Origin of the sequence: Microbacterium lushaniae (genome assembly GCF_008727775.1) — a bacterium.
Taxonomy (GTDB): Bacteria; Actinomycetota; Actinomycetes; order Actinomycetales; family Microbacteriaceae; genus Microbacterium; species Microbacterium lushaniae.
In genome coordinates this window covers 3,522,175-3,544,062 of record NZ_CP044232.1, presented here as the reverse complement: position 1 = coordinate 3,544,062, position 21,888 = coordinate 3,522,175, and the positions used below count along the sequence as shown (strand labels likewise).

At 69.6% G+C, this 21,888-nt stretch carries 19 protein-coding genes; 13 read left to right on the top strand and 6 right to left on the bottom strand.

Annotated features, from left to right (window positions below; all coding sequences use genetic code 11):
* Positions 1-54: 54 nt before the first annotated feature.
* Positions 55-822: a hypothetical protein gene (locus F6J85_RS17065; protein ID WP_150926914.1), complete on the bottom strand. Its 768-nt coding sequence runs from the start codon at positions 820-822 to the stop codon at positions 55-57.
* A 321-nt stretch (positions 823-1,143) separates the two neighbouring features.
* Here F6J85_RS17065 and F6J85_RS17060 point away from each other — a divergent pair, with 321 nt between their 5' ends.
* Positions 1,144-1,485: a MarR family winged helix-turn-helix transcriptional regulator gene (locus F6J85_RS17060; RefSeq protein ID WP_238707001.1), complete on the top strand. Its 342-nt coding sequence runs from the start codon at positions 1,144-1,146 to the stop codon at positions 1,483-1,485.
* Positions 1,486-1,533: 48 nt separating this feature from the next.
* On the opposite strand, the gene F6J85_RS17055 is transcribed toward F6J85_RS17060, so the two are convergent.
* Positions 1,534-2,841 carry an MFS transporter gene (locus F6J85_RS17055; protein WP_191906676.1) on the bottom strand — a complete coding sequence of 436 codons (1,308 nt, stop codon included), beginning with the start codon at positions 2,839-2,841 and terminating at the stop codon, positions 1,534-1,536.
* A 273-nt stretch (positions 2,842-3,114) separates the two neighbouring features.
* On the opposite strand from F6J85_RS17055, the gene dnaK reads away from it, so the two are divergent.
* From dnaK to F6J85_RS17015, 8 genes are all read left to right on the top strand, one after another.
* The gene (dnaK, locus tag F6J85_RS17050; RefSeq protein ID WP_150922095.1) at positions 3,115-4,980 is read left to right on the top strand and encodes a molecular chaperone DnaK; all 1,866 of its coding nucleotides are present in this window, start codon (positions 3,115-3,117) and stop codon (positions 4,978-4,980) included.
* 9 nt (positions 4,981-4,989) lie between these two features.
* On the top strand, positions 4,990-5,652 hold the full coding sequence (locus F6J85_RS17045) for a nucleotide exchange factor GrpE (RefSeq protein ID WP_150922096.1): 663 nt from the start codon (positions 4,990-4,992) through the stop codon (positions 5,650-5,652).
* Between the two features lie 5 nt (positions 5,653-5,657).
* Complete coding sequence (locus tag F6J85_RS17040; RefSeq protein ID WP_150922097.1) at positions 5,658-6,650, top strand: DnaJ C-terminal domain-containing protein; 993 nt, start codon at positions 5,658-5,660, stop codon at positions 6,648-6,650.
* A gap of 98 nt (positions 6,651-6,748) precedes the next feature.
* On the top strand, positions 6,749-7,207 hold the full coding sequence (locus F6J85_RS17035; RefSeq protein ID WP_150926910.1) for a heat shock protein transcriptional repressor HspR: 459 nt from the start codon (positions 6,749-6,751) through the stop codon (positions 7,205-7,207).
* 314 nt (positions 7,208-7,521) lie between these two features.
* On the top strand, positions 7,522-8,877 hold the full coding sequence (locus F6J85_RS17030; protein WP_150926908.1) for an ABC transporter substrate-binding protein: 1,356 nt from the start codon (positions 7,522-7,524) through the stop codon (positions 8,875-8,877).
* A gap of 69 nt (positions 8,878-8,946) precedes the next feature.
* On the top strand, positions 8,947-9,900 hold the full coding sequence (locus tag F6J85_RS17025; RefSeq protein WP_238707000.1) for a carbohydrate ABC transporter permease: 954 nt from the start codon (positions 8,947-8,949) through the stop codon (positions 9,898-9,900).
* Positions 9,900-10,766: a carbohydrate ABC transporter permease gene (locus F6J85_RS17020; RefSeq protein WP_150926907.1), complete on the top strand. Its 867-nt coding sequence runs from the start codon at positions 9,900-9,902 to the stop codon at positions 10,764-10,766. Before F6J85_RS17025 ends, F6J85_RS17020 begins: the two co-directional genes overlap by 1 nt.
* Before the next feature lie 45 nt (positions 10,767-10,811).
* Positions 10,812-11,417 carry a DEAD/DEAH box helicase family protein gene (locus F6J85_RS17015; protein ID WP_150926905.1) on the top strand — a complete coding sequence of 202 codons (606 nt, stop codon included), beginning with the start codon at positions 10,812-10,814 and terminating at the stop codon, positions 11,415-11,417.
* Between the two features lie 69 nt (positions 11,418-11,486).
* On the opposite strand, the gene F6J85_RS17010 is transcribed toward F6J85_RS17015, so the two are convergent.
* The 3 genes from F6J85_RS17010 to F6J85_RS17000 form a co-directional block, all read right to left on the bottom strand.
* The gene (locus tag F6J85_RS17010; protein WP_150926903.1) at positions 11,487-13,022 is read right to left on the bottom strand and encodes a DUF4185 domain-containing protein; all 1,536 of its coding nucleotides are present in this window, start codon (positions 13,020-13,022) and stop codon (positions 11,487-11,489) included.
* 76 nt (positions 13,023-13,098) lie between these two features.
* Positions 13,099-14,265, bottom strand: coding sequence for a DUF4185 domain-containing protein (locus F6J85_RS17005; protein ID WP_150926901.1), 1,167 nt, complete (start codon positions 14,263-14,265; stop codon positions 13,099-13,101).
* A gap of 4 nt (positions 14,266-14,269) precedes the next feature.
* Entirely contained in the window at positions 14,270-15,412 is a 1,143-nt protein-coding gene (locus tag F6J85_RS17000; protein WP_150926899.1) for a glycoside hydrolase family 172 protein, read from the bottom strand.
* A gap of 130 nt (positions 15,413-15,542) precedes the next feature.
* Here F6J85_RS17000 and F6J85_RS16995 point away from each other — a divergent pair, with 130 nt between their 5' ends.
* From F6J85_RS16995 to F6J85_RS17780, 4 genes are all read left to right on the top strand, one after another.
* The gene (locus F6J85_RS16995) at positions 15,543-16,532 is read left to right on the top strand and encodes a LacI family DNA-binding transcriptional regulator (RefSeq protein ID WP_150921655.1); all 990 of its coding nucleotides are present in this window, start codon (positions 15,543-15,545) and stop codon (positions 16,530-16,532) included.
* Between the two features lie 147 nt (positions 16,533-16,679).
* On the top strand, positions 16,680-19,307 hold the full coding sequence (locus F6J85_RS16990; RefSeq protein WP_150926897.1) for a GH116 family glycosyl hydrolase: 2,628 nt from the start codon (positions 16,680-16,682) through the stop codon (positions 19,305-19,307).
* Positions 19,304-20,941: a fucose isomerase gene (locus F6J85_RS16985; protein WP_150926895.1), complete on the top strand. Its 1,638-nt coding sequence runs from the start codon at positions 19,304-19,306 to the stop codon at positions 20,939-20,941. Before F6J85_RS16990 ends, F6J85_RS16985 begins: the two co-directional genes overlap by 4 nt.
* Positions 20,942-21,091: 150 nt before the next feature.
* Positions 21,092-21,253 carry a hypothetical protein gene (locus F6J85_RS17780; protein ID WP_191906675.1) on the top strand — a complete coding sequence of 54 codons (162 nt, stop codon included), beginning with the start codon at positions 21,092-21,094 and terminating at the stop codon, positions 21,251-21,253.
* Positions 21,254-21,272: 19 nt separating this feature from the next.
* Here F6J85_RS17780 and F6J85_RS16980 read toward each other — a convergent pair whose 3' ends face one another.
* Positions 21,273-21,866 carry a hypothetical protein gene (locus tag F6J85_RS16980; RefSeq protein ID WP_150922120.1) on the bottom strand — a complete coding sequence of 198 codons (594 nt, stop codon included), beginning with the start codon at positions 21,864-21,866 and terminating at the stop codon, positions 21,273-21,275.
* Between the last annotated feature and the right edge of the window lie 22 nt (positions 21,867-21,888).

Sequence of the window (21,888 nt, the reverse complement as noted above, 5' to 3'; positions counted from 1 at the left end):
CCGAGCCGGGTGGTGCCGCTGCCGCGTCCGTGGGGCACGCGGCAGCGGTGCCGCTCATGCGACCGGGTGGGATGCGGCTGCGCGGCCGCCCTGCGCGAAACCGGCCGCGAAGCCCCGCTCGAACGCGGTGTCGGCGTCATGGTCGCCCGCGAAGCGGTGCTCGGCGCAGGGGTGGTCCATCCGACCGTCGTGGCGATGAGGGCCGAATCCGTGACGGCCGAAGTGGCCGCCGGGGCCGAAGCCGTGGCCGGGCCACCCGCCGGGGCCGAAGCCGCGACCGGATCGCTCGCCGGGGCCGAAGCCGCGACCGGATCGCTCGCCGGGGCCGAAGCCGCGACCGAGGTGGCCGCCGGGTCCGAAACCGCCGCGCCGGCCGAACCCGCGGTCCGCGGGCGGGACGGGCCGGGTCTCGTCCCATCCCAGCTCGCGGGCGATGGCCTCGAGCGATGCCATCGTGGTGGCGAAGTCCTCGGGGGGCACGGCGGCGGAGACGCGTTCGCGGATGCCGTCGACGACGGCGCCCAGCCGCTCGCGGGCGGCACGTCCGGAGTCGGTGAGAGCCCAGCCGTCGTCGGTCTCCTCGATCCAGCCGCGGTCGGCGAGCCGGCGCACACGGCCGCCCCGGCGGGCGAGCCGCTGCGCGAGCCACGGGGCGGTGCGGCGGCCGTCCACGGCATTCAGCAGCATCCAGTCGCGCCGGGAGAGGTCATCGTCGGCGAGGGCGTCGGCGAAGGCGCCGTCGAGCAGGTGATCGACGGTGCGCAGCCAGAACCCGAGCGGGCGGTCGGCCGGCGAGTCGGGGGAGGTGTCAGGGGTGTCCATGGGGGTGTCCTTTCGAGGGTGGCCGTGAGGCCGCGTAACGCATGTCATGTGACAAGCAAGTGCATGTACTCTGACATGCGATTCCGACACATGTCAAGTGGCATGTAAATTGTCCTTGTGACTTCCGTTGATCCGGCTGACGACATCGCCGCCGCTCTCGCCCGCCTCCGGGCCGGACGCGGACCATGGCCGCAGGGCGAGCCGGGCCGTGAGCCGCATCTCCGACACCAGCCGCACGGAGGGATCCATCCGGGCGGACGCGGCGCGCCGCCGTGGGCGGGCGGGCGCGGCGGCCCACCGTGGGCGGGCGGACCCGGGCGGATGGGGGCGCCCGCGCGCATGCGGCTGCTGGATGCCGTGGCCGCCGCATCCCACCCCCTGAGCGTGAGCGAGGCGGCGGAGGCGATCGGCGTCGATCAGCCGCGAGCGTCACGCCTCATCCAGCAGGCCGTCGACCTCGGACTCGCCCGCCGCGAGCCCGATCCCGCCGACGCCCGCCGTGCGCGCGTGGCGCTCACGGATGCCGGCGAGGCGCTCGTGCGCAGCGTGCGCGGGGAGCGGCGCGACGCCGTCCGCGCGGCCCTCGAGGGCTTCAGCGACCAGGAGCGGTCAGAGCTCGCGCGGCTGCTCGCCAAGCTCGCCGACGCCTGGCCCACCCGCTGACCAGCGCCGTCGCGGCACCGCCCGCCGCCGTAGCCGGCACCGCCCGGGTCAGGTGAGGACGTCCTGGCGGGCGCGCACGGGGAGGAGGAGCAGGAGGCCCGCGGCCAGCACGACCATGATGCCCAGGATGCCGAAGTAGGGGGCGCCGAAGATCGAGATGAAGACCGCGAACAGGGTCGGGGCGAGGAACGACACCGCCCGCCCGGTCGTCGCGTAGAGGCCGAACACCTCGCCCTCCCGCCCCGGCGGGATGATGCGGGCGAGGAACGTGCGTGAGGCCGACTGGGCCGGTCCGACGAACAGGCACAGCGCCAGCCCCGCGGTCCAGAACACGATCTGCCCGCCGTCGTGGAGGAGGAAGACCAGCATCCCCGACACGAGCAGGCCGATGAGGGCCGTCACGATGACGGGCTTGGGGCCGAGGCGATCATCCAGGGCTCCGACGGCGATCGTGGAGATGCCGGCGACGACGTTGGCGGCGATGGCGAAGAGGATCACGTCACCGGGGGAGAAGCCGAACACGGATGCGGCGATCACGCCGCCGAACGTGAACACCCCGGCCAGCCCGTCGCGGAAGACGGCGCTGGCGAGGAGGAACCACACGGTGTGCCGCGACTCGCGCCACAGCCGGGCGATGTCGCGGCCGAGCCGCGCGTAAGACGCGAAGAACCCGACCTTCTCGCGTCGGAGGCCCGCCCCGCGGTACTCCGGCACGGCGAACAGTACCGGCAGTGCGAAGATCCCGAACCAGGCCGCTGAGGCGAGCATGGCCAGCCGCACGGGCCACCCGTCCACGTCGGGGATGCCGAACAGTCCCTGGATGAAGCCGAGGTACACGATCAGCAGCAGCACGATGCCGCCGAGGTAGCCCATGCCCCATCCGAAGCCGCTGACCCGCCCGATCGAGCGGGGGGTGGACACCTGGGAGAGCATCGCGTTGTAGTTGACGCCGGCGAACTCGAAGAAGACGTTGCCCGCTGCGACGAGGAACAGTCCGAGCCACAGGAAGGACGGATCGGGCGCGACGAACGCCATGGCGGCGGTCAGCGCCACCACCACGTACGTGTTCACGGCCAGCCAGAGCTTCCGACGCCCCGAGGTGTCGGAGCGCTGGCCGGTGACGGGTGCGAGGATCGCCACGAGCACCCCGGCGGCCGCGAGAGCCCATCCGAGCTGCGCCTCCACCTCGCCCGAGGGCCCGAAGCGCTCCCCGGTGAGGTAGACGGTGAACACGAAGGTCGTCACGACGGCGTTGAATGCCGCGGAGCCCCAGTCCCACAGGCCCCAGGCCACCACGGCGCGGCGTGTGCCGCCGGGGTGCGCGGCGACGGATTCCGTGACAGGAGAAGAGGACATGTCTGCCACGGTGGGCCCTTCGGTGAACATCCGGTTGCCGACCGGGGGAAGGCGACGGCTCCCATGCCGCATCCCCAGGCTAATCGCCCGCCGCGCCGCGGTGGTGGAACGCCCCGCGGACGAAAACTTGAGCCGGGACATATCAAGTTCACTTGACACAACAAGGCCCCGGAGTTAGCGTTGAGTCATCGCGGCTCAACCTGACGCCGCACACAGATTTGTGAAAACCGAGCCGCAGCACTCCCGCGGCTCATACGAAGGAGAGAGACCAATATGCCCCGTGCAGTGGGAATCGACCTCGGTACGACCAACTCGGTCGTGAGCGTCCTCGAAGGCGGCGAGCCGAAGGTCATCGCCAACGCGGAAGGGTTCCGCACGACCCCTTCCGTCGTGGCCTACACGAAGGACGGCGAGGTGCTGGTCGGCGAGACCGCCAAGCGCCAGGCCGTCACGAACGTCGACCGCACCGTCGCGAGCGTCAAGCGCCACATGGGCACCACCTGGACCTTCGACGTCGACGGCAAGAAGTGGACGCCGCAGGAGATCTCCGCCCGCATCCTCCAGAAGCTCAAGCGGGATGCCGAGGAGTACCTGGGTGACGCCGTCACCGACGCGGTCATCACCGTCCCGGCGTACTTCAACGACGCCGAGCGTCAGGCCACGAAGGAAGCCGGCGAGATCGCGGGTCTGAACGTCCTGCGCATCATCAACGAGCCCACCGCCGCCGCGCTCGCGTACGGCCTGGACAAGGGCAAGGAGGACGAGCTCATCCTCGTCTTCGACCTCGGTGGCGGAACGTTCGACGTCTCGCTGCTCGAGGTGGGCAAGGACGACGACTTCTCCACGATCCAGGTGCGCTCCACCGCTGGTGACAACCGCCTCGGCGGTGACGACTGGGACCAGCGCCTGGTCGAGTACCTCATCAAGCAGTTCAAGGACACCACGGGCGTGGACGTCTCCGGTGACAAGATCGCGCTGCAGCGCCTCAAGGAGGCTGCCGAGCAGGCGAAGAAGGAGCTGTCCAGCTCCACGTCGACCAGCGTCAACCTGCCGTACCTGTCCCTGACGGATTCGGGCCCGGTGTCGCTGAGCGAGACCATCACGCGCGCCAAGTTCGAGGACCTCACCAAGGACCTGCTCGACCGCACGAAGAAGCCCTTCGAAGACGTCATCCGCGAGGCCGGCGTCAAGGTCGAAGACATCGCGCACGTCGTCCTCGTGGGCGGCTCCACGCGTATGCCCGCCGTCGCCGAGCTCGTCAAGCGCGAGGCCGGCAAGGAGGCCAACAAGGGCGTCAACCCGGATGAGGTCGTCGCCGTCGGCGCCGCGCTCCAGGCCGGCGTGCTGAAGGGCGAGCGCAAGGACGTCCTCCTCATCGATGTCACCCCCCTGAGCCTCGGCATCGAGACCAAGGGCGGCATCATGACCAAGCTCATCGAGCGCAACACCGCCATCCCCACCAAGCGGAGCGAAACCTTCACCACCGCCGACGACAACCAGCCGTCCGTGGCGATCCAGGTCTTCCAGGGCGAGCGCGAGTTCACCCGCGACAACAAGCCGCTGGGCACGTTCGAGCTGACCGGCATCGCGCCGGCTCCGCGCGGCATCCCGCAGGTCGAGGTCACCTTCGACATCGACGCCAACGGCATCGTGCACGTCTCGGCGAAGGACAAGGGCACCGGCAAGGAGCAGTCGATGACCATCACGGGCGGCTCGTCGCTGCCCAAGGAGGACATCGACCGGATGGTGCGCGAGGCCGAGGAGCACGCCGCCGAGGACAAGAAGCGCCGCGAGTCGGCAGAGACCCGCAACCAGGCGGAGACCCTCGCGTACTCGGTGGAGAAGCTCATCAAGGACAACGACGACAAGCTCCCCGGCGAGGTGAAGACCTCGGTGCAGGCCGACGTCGACGCGCTCAAGTCGGCGCTCGCCGGTGACGACGACGACGCGGTGAAGACCGCGTTCGACAAGCTCAGCCAGAGCCAGAGCCAGATCGGCGAAGCGATCTACCAGTCCTCGCAGGCCGCGGGCGCGAACCCCGACCCGGCCGCCAACGAGCCCGGGGCGGGCACCGTGCCCAACCCGGAGGAGGACGTCATCGACGCTGAAGTGGTCGATGACGAGGACGACAAGAAGTAAGCAGGGATCATGACGAACAAGGACGACGCAACGTTTCCCGAGCCGGAAGACGCACGGGGCCAGGGCGCCGCTCCTGACGAGACGACGGGGTCGGATGCCGATGCATCCGGCCCCGCGCCGTCGGGCGAGGCCGGCGCACAGGACGACCTGACCATCGACGACATCCTGGGAACCGAGCAGACGGCCGATGCCGCTGCAGAGGACCTGCGCTCCCCCTCGGAGCGTGCCGAAGAGCTCGAGTCGGCCCTCGTGACCGACCTCAAGCGCCTGCAGGCGGAGTACGCCAACTACCGGCGGCGCACCGAAGAGCAGCGCGAACGCGAGATCGAGCGCGCGCAGGGCGAGGCCGCCAAGGGGCTTCTGCCGGTGCTCGACGACCTGGACCGTGCCGCTCAGCACGGCGACCTCCTGCCCGGGACGCCGTTCGCCGCGATCGGCGACAAGGTGCGCGCCGTGGCCGAGCGCCTGGGCGTGGTGGCCTACGGGAAGGCCGGCGAGCCGTTCGACCCGCAGCAGCACGAGGCGATCTTCCAGGCACCGACCCCGGGCGCCTCCGAGCCCACCATCCTCGAGGTCGTGGAGGTCGGGTATCGCCTGGGCTCGGTGGAGCTTCGACCGGCCAAGGTCGTCGTCGCCGTCGCGGCTGATCCTTCGACCAGCTCAGGGGACTAACACGCATGGCCAGTCAGGACTGGTTCGACAAGGACTTCTACAAGGTGCTCGGTGTCGGTAAGGACGTCAGCGAAGCCGACTTGAAGAAGACCTACCGCAAGCTCGCCCGCAAGTACCACCCGGACTCCAACCCCGGCGACGCCAAGGCCGAGGCGATGTTCAAGGAGGTCAGCGAGGCTTACGCCGTGCTGAGCGATCCCGAGCAGCGCGCGGAGTACGACCAGATCCGCGCCATGGGCTCCGGTGCCCGCTTCACGGCGGGCGGCTCCGACGCCGGCGGCTTCGAAGACGTCTTCAGCATGTTCGGGCAGGGCCGGGGCGCTCGCGCCCGGAACACCGAGGCGGGATTCGACGACTTCTTCACGATGTTCGACCAGGGCGGCGCGAACTTCGGCTCGGGTCGCTTCGGTCAGCCGAGCGGCGGCTTCCGCGGCTTCGGTGGCCCGCAGCGCGGCACGGACGTGACCGCGCGCACCACGATCGACTTCGTCACGGCCACCAAGGGCGAGACGATCTCGCTGCAGGGCGAGGACGGCAAGCCGTTCAAGGTGAAGATCCCCGCCGGCGTGTCCGACGGCCAGAAGATCCGGCTGCGCGGACGAGGCCGCCCCTCTCCGGACGGCGGCGAGCCGGGCGACATCGTCGTGCAGGTGGCGGTGCGGCCGCATCCGGTCTTCACGCGAGAGGGCCTGAACCTTCGGGTGACGGTACCCGTGACCTTCACGGAGGCGGCCCTCGGGGCCACCATCGAGGTGCCCACCCTGGGCGGTGACCCGGTGAAGCTGCGTGTGGCACCGGGTACGCCATCCGGGCGCGTGCTGCGCGTGAAGGGTCGTGGAGTGCAGACCGCCAAGGGCACCGGAGACCTCCTGGCCGAAGTGCAGGTCGTCGTGCCGTCGCATCTTGACGGCGCCGCCCGCGAGGCGCTGGAGAAGTTCTCGGAGCTCGAACCGAAGGAGAATCCGCGCGCCGACCTCATGTCCAAGGCGCGGGGCTGAGATGACCGAGATCAGGAGATTCGCCCAATTCAGGACAGATGCCGCATGGCGCGTCCTGAACTCGGCGAATCTCCTGATTTCGTACGGGGGTGAGAACAATGGCTGAGCACGAGATCGACGAGGATGCGCCGATATTCGCGATCGCGGTGGCAGCCGAGCTGTCCAACATGCACCCCCAGACACTGCGGCAGTACGACCGCATCGGCCTGGTCGTCCCCGCCCGCACTCAGGGCGGCTCGCGCCGCTACTCGGCGCGCCACGTCCAGCAGTTGCGCGAAGTCGCGCGCCTGTCCGGCGAGGGCATGAGCCTTCCGGCGATCGCGCGCCTCCTCGCGCTCGAGGAACAGGTGCATTCCCTGTCCCGTCGAGTGTCGGAGCTCGAACGACAGCTCATGAACGAACGCGAGTCGCGTCCGGGTGCCCGCGTGTTCGCGGCCGGGGCGACCGGCGCCGTCGTGCCGCTTCGCCACGGCGTGCGCGTGCGGCGCGCGACCGACGTCGTGCTCTGGCGTCCCCGGCACCAGCTGCCGCAGCCCCCTCGGGACGACGAGGACTGAGCCGCCACGCGGCGGTGATCGCGGCGATTCTCCGAGCGCGGATGCTGAAATCGATTTCTCTCCCGTCGTCGAATTCCCGTTTCGTGCGGCCGTTGCGCCGATGAGGGGCCGCGGGGCGACCGCCAGGGCCGACAGGACGCCCGATCGATCGTCATGCTCTGATGGATTGCAGATGAAATCGATTTCGTCTAGTGTGGCCCCGACGAGCGCATGACGTCCGGCTCCGAACCGGCGATTGCTCGGCACCAAGACCGACCACGGAGGTCGGATACAGCGAATGACTCATCGACGAGTCGGCTCCTGAGGAGGAAGTCATGAAGCGGACGACATCGCGCAGCCGTCGTGGCGCGGTCATTGCGATCAGTGCTCTCGGCATCGGCGCACTGCTGGCCGGGTGTGGAGCCAGCGGCGGCGGCGACAGCGGCGACGGCGGTGTCGCGACGGTTCAGTTCTGGCACCGCACGTTCACCCCCGCGGAGAACGAGTGGTACGCCGACATCGTCAAGCAGTTCAATGACTCGCAGGATGAGATCAAGGTCGTCGCCACGGAGGTGCCGGCGGACGCGTGGGACCAGAAGATGAAGTCCGCTCAGGCTGCCGGCAAGGCACCTGACGTGTACACGCACCCCGGTGCGATCCAGGACGCCGTCAACGCCGGGCAGCTGCACGAGCTGAACGGGATCGTCTCCGACGAGGCGCTCGGCGAGATCATCGACGCTGCGAAGCCGGTGTCCGCGGTCGGCGACACCTACTACGCCTACCCGCTGCTGCTCGAGCCGCAGACCGTGCTGTTCTGGAACAAGGACATGCTCTCCGCGGCGGGCCTCGATCCCGAGACCGGGCCCACGACGTGGAGCGAGCTGCTGGATATGTGCGCGGCCATCCAGCCCACCCTCGGTGACGGCCAGTACTGCATCTCGCCGGCCAGCGACGCGCCGACCTTCGCGTGGTCGACCGTCGGCCAGCAGTACAACTTCGCCGGTCACACGGCGCTCACCTCCGACTGGAGCGCGCCCGACATCGACGACGACGGGTACCGCGAGCTGATGAACAGCTACAAGTCGCTGTGGGACGAGGGCTACATGCCCAAGCAGGCCCTGGCCGCCTACGTCGAGGGCCAGGACTTCGGCGAGGAGAAGGTGGCCTTCAAGGTCTCCGGCTCGTGGATGATGTCGGAGATCGGCTCGGACTTCCCCGACCTCCTCGGTGCGACCGGCATCGGCGCCTTCCCGAACGCCGACTCCGCGACCGGTGACACCGCGACGACCCTCGGCAACTTCAAGTGGGTCGTGGACGCAAAGTCCAAGAACCCCGAAGCCGCCGGCGCCTTCCTCGAGTGGGCCATCGGTGGCGACGCCGAGAACCTCGTGCCGTTCTTCGTCAATACGCAGTTCACGAAGGTCCCCGTGCGTGACGCGGTGCAGGAGGCCGTGGCCGCCGACCCGGCGGCGGCGGATGCGCCGTGGTCGGGCGTCATCGTGAACGACATCGCACCTACGGCCATCCCCGAGCCCACCTACCCGTGGGACGTCTCGCTGGCCGTCGGCACCGCGATGGAGTCGGCCATGAAGGGTGCCGCATCGGTGGATGACGCGATCAAGACCGCGAGCGATGCGATCTCGACCGTCATCCAGCGCGACGACCTGCCCAGCAAGGCGCCGAAGGACTGACCTCACCCAGACCCGGGGGCCGAACGCATCGGCCCCCGGGTCGCCGGTGTGAGCACGAGGAGGTGCAGCGTGACCGCGACGCAGACGATGATGACCGAGACCGAGCCGATGATCACGCCCGGGCGGCGACCCCGGGACGGCGGCAGTCGTACGAAGTACCGGGACAGCAGGATCGCCTATCTGCTCATCCTGCCGGCGGTCGTCCTGCTCGGGATCTTCGTCGCGTGGCCGGCGGTCTATGCGACGTTCCTGTCGTTCCAGGACTGGAGCTTCTACAAAGACCCCGAATTCGTCGGCTGGCGCAACTTCACCAACGTCCTGAGCGACCGGCTGTTCTGGGCAGCGATCGGCCGCGGCTTCGCGTTCGTCGCGATGACCGTCCCGCCGATGCTCATCCTGGCGTTCTTCTTCGCCAGCCTCGTCGTGAGCGTCTCGCGCCGGTTCGCCGGGCTGCTGAAGGTGAGCATCTACATCCCGACGATCATCTCGGCGGTCATCACCTCGATCATCTTCGCGCTGATCTACAACTACTCCGGCGGCCTGCTCAACGCGACGCTGTCCCTGTTCGGCATCGACCCGATCGCGTGGATCGGCGACCCGGCGTGGGCGCTCCTGGCCATCGCGATCCCCGCGATCTGGCTGGGGATGGGCCTGACCTCGCTCATCATGGTCGCGGCCATGGTCGACGTGCCGACCGAGTACTACGAGGCGGCGGCGATGGAGGGCGCCGACTGGTGGCAGAAGACGCGGTACATCACGATCCCGCAGATGAAGAACGTGCTGCTGTATCTCCTGATCACCGGATTCGTCGCGGCCATCCAGCAGTTCGAGCTGCCCCTCGTGATGACCGGCGGCGGGCCGCTGGATTCCACGACGCTGCCGAACCTGTTCATCTTCAATCACTTCCGCAACGACATCAACGTCGGCTACTCCATCGCGGCAGCGCTGCTGCTGTTCGTGGTGCTGGGGTCGGTCTCGGCGCTGGTCTTCAGATTCGTCAACTCCGAGAGGCTGGTCGACTGATGGCCGTCGCATCCCCTGCCCTCCCGACGCGTCACGTCACCCGCGACGCGCGGTGGTGGCTGTTCGCGATCGGCAAAGCGATCATCGGGGCGGTCTTCGTCCTGGCGGCCCTCTTTCCGCTCGCGTGGATGGTCATCGCCGGCTTCAAGTCGCGCACCGAGGTCGTGCAGACGCCGTTCCAGTTCTTCCCCGAAGTGTGGCTGTGGGAGAACTACGCGCAGATCCTCGCCGACCCGACCTTCACCCGCACGATGCTGTGGACCTTCCTCGGCGCGGTGCTGTTCACGGTGCTCGCCCTGACGGTCAACTCGCTCGCGGCATACGCCTTCGCGCGCCTGGACTTCCGCTTCAAGCGCACGCTGTGGGTCATCGTCATCACGACGATGTTCATCCCCGGCATGACGATCCTGCTGACGAGCTTCATCGTCGTGACGAACCTGCAGATGCTCGACACGCTGGCCGTCCTCGTCATACCAGGAGCCGCCAGCGCGGGGACCATCTTCTTCATCCGGCAGTTCTACCTGAGCATCCCCTCGAGCCTCGAGGAGGCGGCGATGCTCGACGGCTGCGGTCGCGTCCGTATCTTCGTCAACGTCTTCCTGCCCCTGTCGAAGCCGCCGTTCGTGGTGATGGGGATCACGGCGTTCCTGGCCTACTGGAACTCCTACGTGTGGCCGATCCTCACGGTCACCTCGCCCGACCAGTTCGTCGTGCAGCAGTACCTCGCGACGTTCCGCTCGGAGCGCGCGACCGAGCTCGGCCTGCTCATGGCGGGATCCACCCTCGCGGCGGCGCCGGTGATCATCCTCTTCCTGATCTTCCAGCGCCAGATCATCGGCAACATCAAGATGGCCGGCCTCAAGTAACCGCGACGCGGAAAGCGACGCAGGCGAGGCGACCCGAGGAGGACCGTGCTGCTCCTCGTCACCGGCGCCAGTGCGGCCGGGAAGTCCACCACCCTTGCTGCACTGACCGATGCGGCCTGGGGTCTGCCGCTCGAGTGCGCCGACTTCGACAGCGTGGGGGTGCCGCCCGACGCCGATACCGCGTGGCGGCACGCCGCAGTCGAGCAGTGGGTGCAGAGGGCGGTATCGCTTCAGACGAGCGGCGTGCACCTCGTGCTGTTCGGTCAGGCGGCGATGGGAGAGCTCTTTGCCGCACCCTCGGCGGATCGCCTCGACGGAGTCGAGGTGTGTCTGCTGCACTGCTCGGCGGCCGTTCGCGCCGAGCGCCTTCGACGGCGCGGATATGCGGAAGCGGACATCGTGCACCACATGCGGTTCGGCGAGTGGTTCCTGCGGCACACCCTCGATCCCGCCGACGGCGCCGAGGTGATCCGCCTCGACAGCGCCGCCGGGATGCGGTGGGGTCGGTGGGCGGACTGGTCGAAGGGTGATCCTCGCTGGGCGGCCGAAGTCATCGGCACCGATGCGCTGCAGCCGCGGGAGGTCGCCGCCCGGGTGGAGGCCTGGGTGCGCGACGCCGTCACCCGTGCGCGGCCGTCGCCGCTTCGATGAGCCGGACGTCCGTGATGGGGCCGGGAGCGGCCGGCCCGGAGCAGCGTGCCCGCGGACCGGCCGCCCGCATCACCGCCGGATCAAGGCGATGTCGTCGGCCTGCAGCCAGATGTCCCCGCCGTTCGTCCACACCCCGGCGAAGACCTGCACGTCCTCGTGGGCGCCGCTGTTGAAGTCCACGGTGAACTTCGTCCAGGGGCCGACCGAGATGAAATGGGCCTCGCCGATCACCTGGCCGTCCAGCGAGCGTGCGCCGAAGAACCCGGCGTCGCTGTTGATCGACGTGCGCACGAATCCGGTGAGCCGGTAGTCGGTTCCCGGTTGCACGTCGACGTCCTGCCAGATGTTGCGCCAGCCGGAGTTGAAGCGCACGAACGCGTTGCGGTCACCCGAGAACGACTCCGGGGGAGCGGTGTCGATTCCGCAATTCGGCGTGCAGCCCCACGTGCCGTTCGTGCCGTCGCCCACCGTCGTGCCTCGCTCGAAGCTCGGGTTGGCGACGAGGTTCGGGTTGACGATGACCCCGTCCCGGTCGATCTGCATGCGCATGAGATACGTGTTGTACGGACTCCACTGCGACATCGCGAAGTACATCACGCCGTCGGCGCTCCACGGGTGGAAGTAGCCGCCGTACAGACCCGGATAGTCCGCGGAGCTCGCAACCACCTGCGGCCCGGTCCAGGGCCCCTCGGGCTTCTTCGCGGTGTGCATGACGATGTCTTCGCCCGACAGGGTCATCAGCAGGAACCGCTTGCTGAACTCGTCGTAGTGCACCGACAGCTCGCTGGCCGGGGCGTCGATCACGGGAACCGCGTCGGCCTCGGACTTCGACCACCGCCGGCCGTCCCAGTAGCGGTAGGCGCCCTTGTCGAGCATCTTCCGAGGCGAGACCTTGGCCACGTGCACTGCGCCCTGGCGTCCGTTGGGGGTGCCGAAGACGTAGACGTCGCCGCCCTTTCGGACGTAGGCCTGCATCTGGAACGGATTCGTCCCCTCGGCGTCGTTCTCCCACTTCGTCGAGGAGACCGTCCAGTTCTCACCGTCGTCGTCGGAATAGGCGATCCCGGCGTAGTTGGTGTCCCAGTAGCCCGGCTCGCCCCACTGGCGCACCGACATGAACCCCATGTATTGACGGTCGCCCACCGAGATCCCCGCCGTGGGGATCGTGGTCATCTCGTCGCCGCTGACCTTCTTGGACGGGATCAACTCTTTGGCGATGCCGTGGGGGGACTGCGGGGCGCTCTCGAAGAGCATCCCGTCGGAGAGGTCGCGGTCGCTCGAGCGCACCAGCACGTTGCTGCGCCAGTTGCCGTTGGGGCCCGACCCTCCGCCGGGCCCCACCCAGCCGTTGCCGAAGGTGTCACCGAACGCCGTGAGGATGCGTCCGTCGCCGTCATCCCACATGACGCCCAGGTCCGTCGCCTTGATGTCCCATCGCCCCCACGTGTTGTTCGGGGCATCGGGGCCGGTCAGCTTCTCCACCACCGTCACCGGTGTCGGGGCATCCGTCGCCAGCGCCGGGCCGACCCCGCCGACGGCGAGCACCCCCGCCATGGCCAGCCCGGTGATCGCCGTCCCTGCTGCCGCTCTTCTCCGAGGCCTCATCGCACTCTCCTTCTCTCCTCGCCTGGTCCGCTCCGTCAGCGGACGCGTCTGCGCCGTCGAACCCCGGATGCCGCTGTCACTCGTCCAGACCGAGGTGCAGGGGTCGCAGGCCGAACCAGTACGACGACATCCCCGCCGGAGCGCAGGGGCACACGTTGGACTGCACCCAGGCGCTGCGGTTGTCCTCGGACAGGAACTTCGAGGGGATCGACGTGCCGTAGCCGCCGAAGCGCTCCTCGGTCCACGGGTACGGGCCGAAGTCCTCGGAGAGGAACAGCTCCCACGGACCCCACGGCGCGGGGGCTTCGTAGAACTCGAAGGTGAGCTCGGTCCACGATGTGTAGACGTATCGCCCGAGCGCCGGCAGGAACGTCACGCCGCCCTGTGAGAGGACGCTGAGGTTCTGCGCCCCGACCGTCTGTCCCGGCTCCGCCGCCGATGAGTCCGTCGGGTGCTGCCGCCGCTCGTCGACGAGGACAGGGCGTTTGCGCGCGATGTCGGGGGTCCACGTCGGCGCGGAGTCGCCGGGCTCGCCGGCGTAGAACTCCCATGTGGCCGCGTCCTGCACCGACGCCAGCGGGACCCGTGCCAGGAAGAGCTCGGTGGGGTCGGGCACCGAGTCGTCGAAGGAGTCGCGCCAATTGCCGTCGAGGCCGTACGCGTAGGCATACCCCGGATCGGGTGCGTGCCGGCCGGCCTTCCCGTAGTCGGCGAACCAGATCGTCGTGAAGACGCCGTCGCCGAACATCGGGGTCGCCGTGTCCCACGTCCAGGTCTCGCCGTGGTCGTCGCTGCGGGCGATCGTCGCGGCCGGGGCCTGGTTGAAGTCGAGCCGCAGATCCTGGACGGCGAGATAGATCGCCTCGTCGGTGCACAGCATCCCGGTGGGCTTGCGGGTGAACTGCGCACCCGACCACACCTGGCCGACCGCGTCGCCGCCGGCGAGGAACTCGCCCTCCACGCCCGCCCCGTCCTCGGGTGAGCCGGTGATGCGATTGACCGCGATGTCGAAGAAGTCGAAGCCGAATCCGCCGCCGTCGCCGTTCGCGGCGTAGAGCGCGTCGTCCTCGCCCCAGCAGCTGGGCCACAGGTCTCCGTCGGAGACGCCCACCACCGTCACCGCATCCGCGACCTCTCCGCGCAGGGGGGTGTCGGCCGACGGCCGCTCGGGCGTCGCCGAGCAGGCCGCCAGCGCGACGGCCACGGCGAAGAGTCCCGTCACGGCGACGCGCGGCGCCTTCACGGCCTCAGTCCTGCGGCGCGCGCGGAGGGGTGGCGCCGATGTCGGGCACGGGGGCCGGCCCTAGGTGGACCTCCATGTCGTCGGCGGTCGGTGACTTCGGCCGGCGCGCGGTGGGCCGGTCGAGGTAGAACATCGCCGTGGAGGCGATGTCATCGCGCAGCGGCAGGTAGCGCCATCCGCTGCGCCATCCGAGCGCCTGGATGTCGACCTTCGGCACTCCGGAGGAGAAGAAGATCGGGTCCAGGAGGTGCCACCGGTACATGCCGAAACGCTGCTGGCTGACGTAGAGCCCGTCGGGGCGGATGACCTGCGGCATCCCCAGGTACGGGGTGGAGAACGCGGTGTATCCCTGACCGGGGATGTCGAAGTTCCACGCGCCGCCGAAGTAGTCCTCGGTGCCGGTGCCGCAGATCGTCGGGTAGTCGGTGTCGCCGTCGAGATAGAACTTGATCTCGCCCTCGCCCCACCAGCCGTTGGAGTTGACGCCCCACGCGATGTACGTGCCGACGTACTGACCCTGTCCCTCGATGCCCTCGAGGATCGTGTGCGGGACGAGTTCGCCGAGCGGGTTGGAGCGCCGCCACTGCGCGTGGAAGTACCCGTCGCCGGTGTAGTCCCCGCCGATCTCGTAGGTGATCTGGAAGTACACCCGCACATCGACGACGGAGGTGTTCTCGAGCGTCAGGCGCGCTCCGTCGCGGAACGGCATGGGCCAGTACGAGTTGAAGCCGCCGTGCGGATTCGCCGCGATCGGCTGCGAGTTCACCTGGGCGAACACGCCCCATCCGTTGCAGAAGAAGTCACCGTATGGAACTTCGACGGCGGGCTCGTCGGCGCCGTCCCAGTACGCCCGCAGGACGAGGGTGCGCCAGTTGTCGGTGTGGGTGGTGATCCAGATGTGCGTGATCTTGCCCGCGCCCTCGATCGCGGCCAGATCCAACGTCTCACCGGCTTTTATGTCCACGCTCGGGGAGATCTTCCACCCGGGTCCGAGATCGCGCGCGCTGGCGGCGCCCGTGCCTTCCGTGGCGCGGCCGCCTCCGCCTACCGAACCGTCGAAGTTCTCGGGGGAGATGGATCGGGTCTGCAGCGGCCGCAGGCCGGAGATGGATGAGAGATCGGGCGCGGGTACGCGTGGTGCATTCATCGGGCGGGACATCCTCGTCTCGGTACGCGGGGGCGTCGAAGCAGCGGTGATCGCTTGGAATCGATTTCAACACGCTACTGTTGCCTCACGGCGAAAGTCAACGCACGCCGCGGGACGAGGATGGGGTGAGATGGCCACGATCTACGAGGTGGCGAAGCTCGCGGGTGTCTCGCCCGCGACGGTCTCCCGCGTCTTCAACGGCATGGGGGTGTCGGACTCCAAGACGCTCGCCGTACGGGATGCTGCGCGCCAGCTCAACTTCACCCCCAATCGCACCGCGCGGACGCTGCGGCGCCAGGCGTCGGAAGTCATCGCCCTCGTCATCCCCGACATCGAGAACCCGTACTTCACCGAGATGGCGCGCGGGGTGGAGGACGTCGCATCCCAGGCCGGATACTCCGTCGTCCTGTGCAACACCGACTCCGAGATCGAGAAGGAAGCGACCTACCTGCAGATCGCGATCGCCGAGCACATGGCGGGCGTCATCCTGGCGGCGGCATCCGATCACTCCAACCTCGACGATCTCCTGGCGACAGGGCGACCGGTGGTCGCGGTCGACCGCGGCACCGGCTACGACATCGACGGCGTGGTCATGGCCAACCGCACGGCCGGTCAGGCGGCGACCGAGAACCTCGTGCAGGCCGGCTACCGCCGCATCGCCTGCATCACGGGTCCGCAGCACATCGAAACGGCGTACGAGCGTGCCGAGGGGTGGCGTGCCGTCGTCGCGCGTCACTTCCCGGGTGGAACGTCCGAGGAGCTGCTGCGGTATTCCACGTTCCGCGTTGACGGCGGTCGCGCGGCGATGGAGGAGCTCCTGGCGCTGCCCGAGCCGCCCGATGCCATCGTCGCGGCGAACAACCTGCTCGGCGTCGGCGCGATCCAGGTCCTCACCGAGCACGCGCTGACCCCGCCCAAGATCGGCGTGGCCGTCGTCGGCTCGCTGCCGTTCACGACGCTGTCACCCAACGCCGTCACCGTGGTGCGCCTTCCTGCGCGCCACATGGGCGTCACGGCCGCCAAGATGCTGCTCGAGCGCATCAACGGCGACGATCAGCCCGCGCGGACCGTCGTCCTGCGCAACGAGGTGCAGCCGGCGCGCGGCGGCGGCGCCGCCTGAGACCGACTCGTCCCGCGTCTCGCCCGCGGCGGTGATGCGCGCGCGTCGTCACGACTTCGCATCGGTTGATCATGAAATCGATTTCGTCTACAGTGAACGCGGTACGGCGGACGCGGCTCGTCCGTCGCCGCGATCGAGGAGGATCCGATGCCCGTCCGCTCCACGCTCGGCGTCGATGCCGCACGCACCGCGCGCCGGGCCCGTGCCATCCCGCACACGGCGCAGCGGGCGGCCTTCCCCCTGGGCGGACTGGGTACCGGGAACGTGTCGCTGGGCTCCCGCGGGGAGCTCCGGGACTGGGAGCTGGAGAACCTTCCCGACAAGGGGCGGTTCAACCCCTACTCGTTCTTCGCGATCCACGCCGCCCCGCAGGGCGGGGCCCCGGTGACCCGCGTGCTCGAAGCGCGCCTCACCGGCCGCCACGACGGGGATGCCGGCTACCCCTTCGAACGGCTCGCCGGCCTGCCGCGGCTGCAGTCGGCGACGATGCACGGGGAGTATCCGGTCGTCGACATCGACTTCACCGACGACGTCCTCCCCGTGGAGGTGTCACTTCGCGCCTTCACCCCCCTCGTCCCCCTCGATGCCGACGCCTCCGGCATCCCCGCCGCGGTGCTGCGCTACACCGTCACCAACCCCGGCGACCGCTCCGTCGCCGTGACGGTCGTCGGCAGCGTGAGCCACACCGCCGGCCGGGGCGAGGGTCCTTTCGGCATGCGCGCCGCGCAGACGGTGCGGTGGCGCGACGAGGGCGGCGTGCGCGGCCTGGACTTCGGTATCCGTCTGCCCGAGGACGACCCCGGCTACGGCACCCTCAGCCTCACCACGACGGATGCGGCGACCACCGTGAAGCCCCAGTGGGTGACCGGATTCTGGCCCGACGGCCCGCGCCTGTTCTGGAACGACCTGTCGGAGGACGGGCGGCTCGACCCGGAACCGCGGCTCACCCTGGAGGACCGTCCGCGCGGCCTGTTCGCCGACTCGGCTCCCCAGGACGCCTCCGCACCCATGACGGAGGACGAGCTGTTCGACCGGCTCCCGCGCCTCCGCACAGGGTCGCTCGGCATCGTCCACGACATCGCCCCCGGGCGCAGTCGCGAGTTCGAGTTCGTGCTGGCGTGGAGCTTCCCGAACCGGCGACGCGGGTGGCGGGGGCGCATCGTGTTCGACGACCCGCATGAGGACGAGGTCGTCCGCAACCATCACGCGCTGCTGTGGCCCGACGCATGGGCGGCGGCGACCCACCTGCACCGCACGCTGCCGGACCTGGAGGCCGCCACGCTCGCCTTCGTGGAGACGCTCTACGGCGGCACGATCGACCCGGTCGTGGCGGATGCGGTGGGCGCGAACATCGCCGCGGCCCGCTCCACCACCGCTTTCGTCGTCGAGACGCCGAACGCGGAACTGGGGGACGGGCCGGTCTTCGCCGCGTGGGAGGGATCCTTCGACCACTCCGGCTCGTGCGAGGGGACCTGCACCCACGTGTGGTCGTACGCCCAGACGATGGCGTGGCTCTTCCCGTCGCTCGAGCGCAGCGCGCGACGTGTGGAATACCTGCTGGAGACGGATGCGGCGGGGGCCCAGAAGTTCCGGTCCAACCGCGTTTTCGGGGGCCCGTCGTGGTTCATGGGGCCCGCCGTCGACGGGCAGCTCGGCACGCTCCTGCGGCTGTACCGGGAGTGGCGGTTCTGCGGCGACGACGACTTCCTCCTCGAACTGTGGCCGGCCGCGGTCCGCTCCCTCGAGCACGCGGTCGATCGCTGGGATCGCGACGGGGACGGGCTGCTCGACGGTGAGCTGCACAACACCTACGACATCGAGTTCCACGGCGTCGAACCGCTGGCGAACGGGTTGTTCGCCGCGGCCCTGCGGGCAGGAGCCCGGATGGCCGACCATCTCGGCGACGCCGCGCGCGCATCGCAGTGGCGGGAGCGCGCCGACCGCGTCGCCGACGGCATGGACGACGTGCTGTGGAACGGGGAGTACTACCGCCAGGTCGTCGACGACGTCGACGCGCACCGGTACCAGTACGGCGACGGGGTCCTCTCCGACCAGCTCCTGGGGCAGTTCCACGCCTGGATCAACGGGCTGGGCGACCTGCTCCCACGCCCTCGGCTCCGCAGCGCGCTGGGCGCCGTGGTCACCCACAACTTCCGCGAAGACCTGAGCGCGCACGAGAGCACGCAGCGGGTGTACGCGCTCAACGATGAGGGTGGGCTTCTGCTCGCGTCCTGGCCACGCGGCGGGCGGCCGGCCATCCCCTTCGTCTACTCCGACGAGGTGTGGACCGGCGTCGAGCATCAGGTGGCCGCATCCCTCGTCTACGCCGGCCTTCCGGAGCAGGCGCTGCGGATCGAGCGGGCCGTGCGCGAGCGCTACGCCGGCGACGCGCGCAACCCGTGGAACGAGATCGAGTGCGGCAACCACTACGCGCGGTCGCTCGCATCCTGGGCGCTGCTGCTCGCCTTCAGCGGCGTGCAGTGGGATGCGCCCACCCGCACGCTCTCCTTCGACCCCGTCGGTGACGAGCCCTTCCGCTCGCTGTTCACCACCGGGACGGCGTGGGGGCGCGTCGAGGTCGACGGCGCGACGCTCGTGCTGCACGTGCACGGCGGCACCCTCGAGCTCGACGGGCTCCTGCTGCGCGGGCGCGAACTGCCGCTCTCCCCCGACACGTCCGCGCCGGAGACCCCCGTTCGTCTCCGTCTCGAAGCCGGATCCAGCCACACCGCCAACGCATCCCACGCCCGTCAGCTAGTCGAGGACAACGCATGAGCACCTACACCCTGCCCGCACCCGTGACGCGCCCGAAGGGCGAACCGAAGACCGCCTACCTCATCGCGAGCGGCGACCTCCGGGAGTCGGCCAACGTCGCCGGGTGGCCCACCCAGGCCGCCATGGAGGCGGCGGTGACGCGCGCGTTCGAGTCGCTCGGGTGGAGTGTCGTCCGTGCCAACGACGTCGACCCCGCCACCGGGCACGGCTTCATCTCCAGCCAGCGGATGGGCCTGGAGGTCTTCACGCGCATCCCGGTGGATGCTCCGCTCATCGTCGCCGAAGCGGTGTGGCAGTACTCCCACCACGTCCTCCCCGGGCTCCGCACCCATGAGGGCCCCATCCTCACCGTCGCGAACTTCGCGGGGGACTGGCCGGGTCTCGTCGGCCTTCTCGGCCTGAACGCGGGACTGACGAAGATGGGCAAGGAGTACTCCAGCATCTGGTCGGTCGACTTCTCCGACGAGTGGTTCGCGGAGGGGATCCGCCAGTGGTGCGACACCGGGCGCATCACCCACGACGCCTCCCACGTCCGCCCGCTCCCCGATCTCCCCGACACCGAAGAGGTGCAGCTCGGGCGTGCCCTCGGCGACCAGCTGCTCGGGGAGAAGGCGCTCATCGGCGTCTTCGACGAGGGCTGCATGGGCATGTACAACGCCATCTTCGACGACGAGCTGCTCAATCCGGTCGGGATCTACAAGGAGCGGCTGTCGCAGTCGGCGCTGTACGCCGAGATGCTGCGCGTGCCCGACGAGGAGGCCGACGCCGCCTACGAGTGGCTGCTCTCCCACGGCATGACCTTCCGGCTGGGGGAGGACGAGTCCACCGAACTCACGCGCGGCCAGGTGCAGTGGCAGATGAAGATGTACATCGCCGCGCTGCGGATCGCGGACGACTTCGGGGTGGACGCCATCGGCATCCAGTACCAGCAGGGGCTGAAGGATCTCGTGCCGGCGTCGGATCTGGCCGAAGGGATGCTGAACTCCACCGAGCGCCCGCCGGTGCGCTCCCGCGACGGCGCGCGCGAGCTGTTCGCCGGCCGCCCGCTGCCGCACTTCAACGAGGCGGACGAAGGCGTCGCCGTGGACGCCCTGGTCACCGACCGCGTGTGGAGCGCCATGGGACTCGTCTCCGACAACACCCTCCACGACGTGCGATGGGGCGAGGACTACGACGGGCAGTTCGTCTGGGTGTACGAGATCTCCGGATCGGTTCCCGCCTCGCACCTGGGCGGATGGGACCGTGCGGAGGGCTGGCGCCAGGACCCGGTGTTCTTCCCCGCCGGCGGCTCGACCGTCAACGGCGTGTCGCGGCCGGGCGCGCTGGTCGTCTCCCGTGTGTTCATCGCCGACGGTATCTTGCAGGTCGACATCCTCCGCGCGACGGCGGTCGAGCTGCCTGCCGAGGAGACCGAGCGCCGCAAGGCCGCCACGAACCCGGAATGGCCGATCGCGCACGTGGTGCTGCACGACGTCTCACGCGATCAGTTCATGGCGCGCCACAAGGCCAACCACGCGCAGGTCGTCTACGCCCCCGACGCCGAGACCGCCGACAAGGCGCTCATCGCCAAGGCGGCGATGTTCGACCGGATGGGCGTCAAGGTCAACCTGATCGGCCGCGTCTCCGGGATCTGAGCGGGTCGGCCCTGCCCGCGGCGGTGCGCCGTCCTGGAGTGCGGGCATGGCGGAGGGTGACGATCACGCGACCCCACGCCGCAAGCACGCGACCGCGCTCCGCGGGCACGCGCGGCCGCGGCGAGACGGACCGCGCGCGACGATTTGGCCGTGGTCGTCATCCCGGCCCTCCGCCCCGTGGCTGCTCGGCGCCCTCACGCGCATCACCTCGTTCACGCGGTCGGCGGAAGCTCCCTCCGCGCGACGCTGCTCATCTACGGCGCCGGGGCGGCGCTCCTGCTGATCTGGCAGACCGCGCTCGTGGTGCGCTGATCCGCCCGCTGCGCGAGCTTCAGGCGGGGGGCAGGCGCAGGATCGTTCCGGACTCGTCGACGGCGAGATCGTCCACGACGCGCAGCGTGCGCGCGATCGCGTCGACGGCACCGAGCACCGTGCCGACCCGCTCGCGGTCCGAGCACACCGCCGTCAGGGTCACGAACGCCGAGCCGGTGTCCCACGTGTAGCTGGCGAACGGCGGCGTGCGCGGGTCGGCGGGCAGATCCATCACGAGCTTCTCCCCGACCCCCAGGTGCGGGTTGGGGAAGTCCTCCGTGTCGTCGTACTCCATCGGCATCATCGCCCGCGCCGTGCGCAGCTGCGGCGTCGCCTCCTGCAGCTGCGCCATCGCGACGAGCAGTTCGGGGTCGTCCTTCCACACCCACACCAGCACGCGGCCGTCCGCGCGACGGAGGAGGAGGGGAGCCGCCTGGCTCATCGCCCACGCGAGGAACCCGCTCCCCGGGCGCTCGACGGCGCCGACCGCGCGGTTCGCCTGGCCGAGCAGCATGCGGATGGCCGCCTTGCGGTGGCGCCGGCCGCGGAACCCCAAGGATCCGGTCACGGGCACCCACACGGCGGGGTCGGCGTCGGCCTGCAGTCGCGGCATGCCCCCAGGCTATGTCGATTCT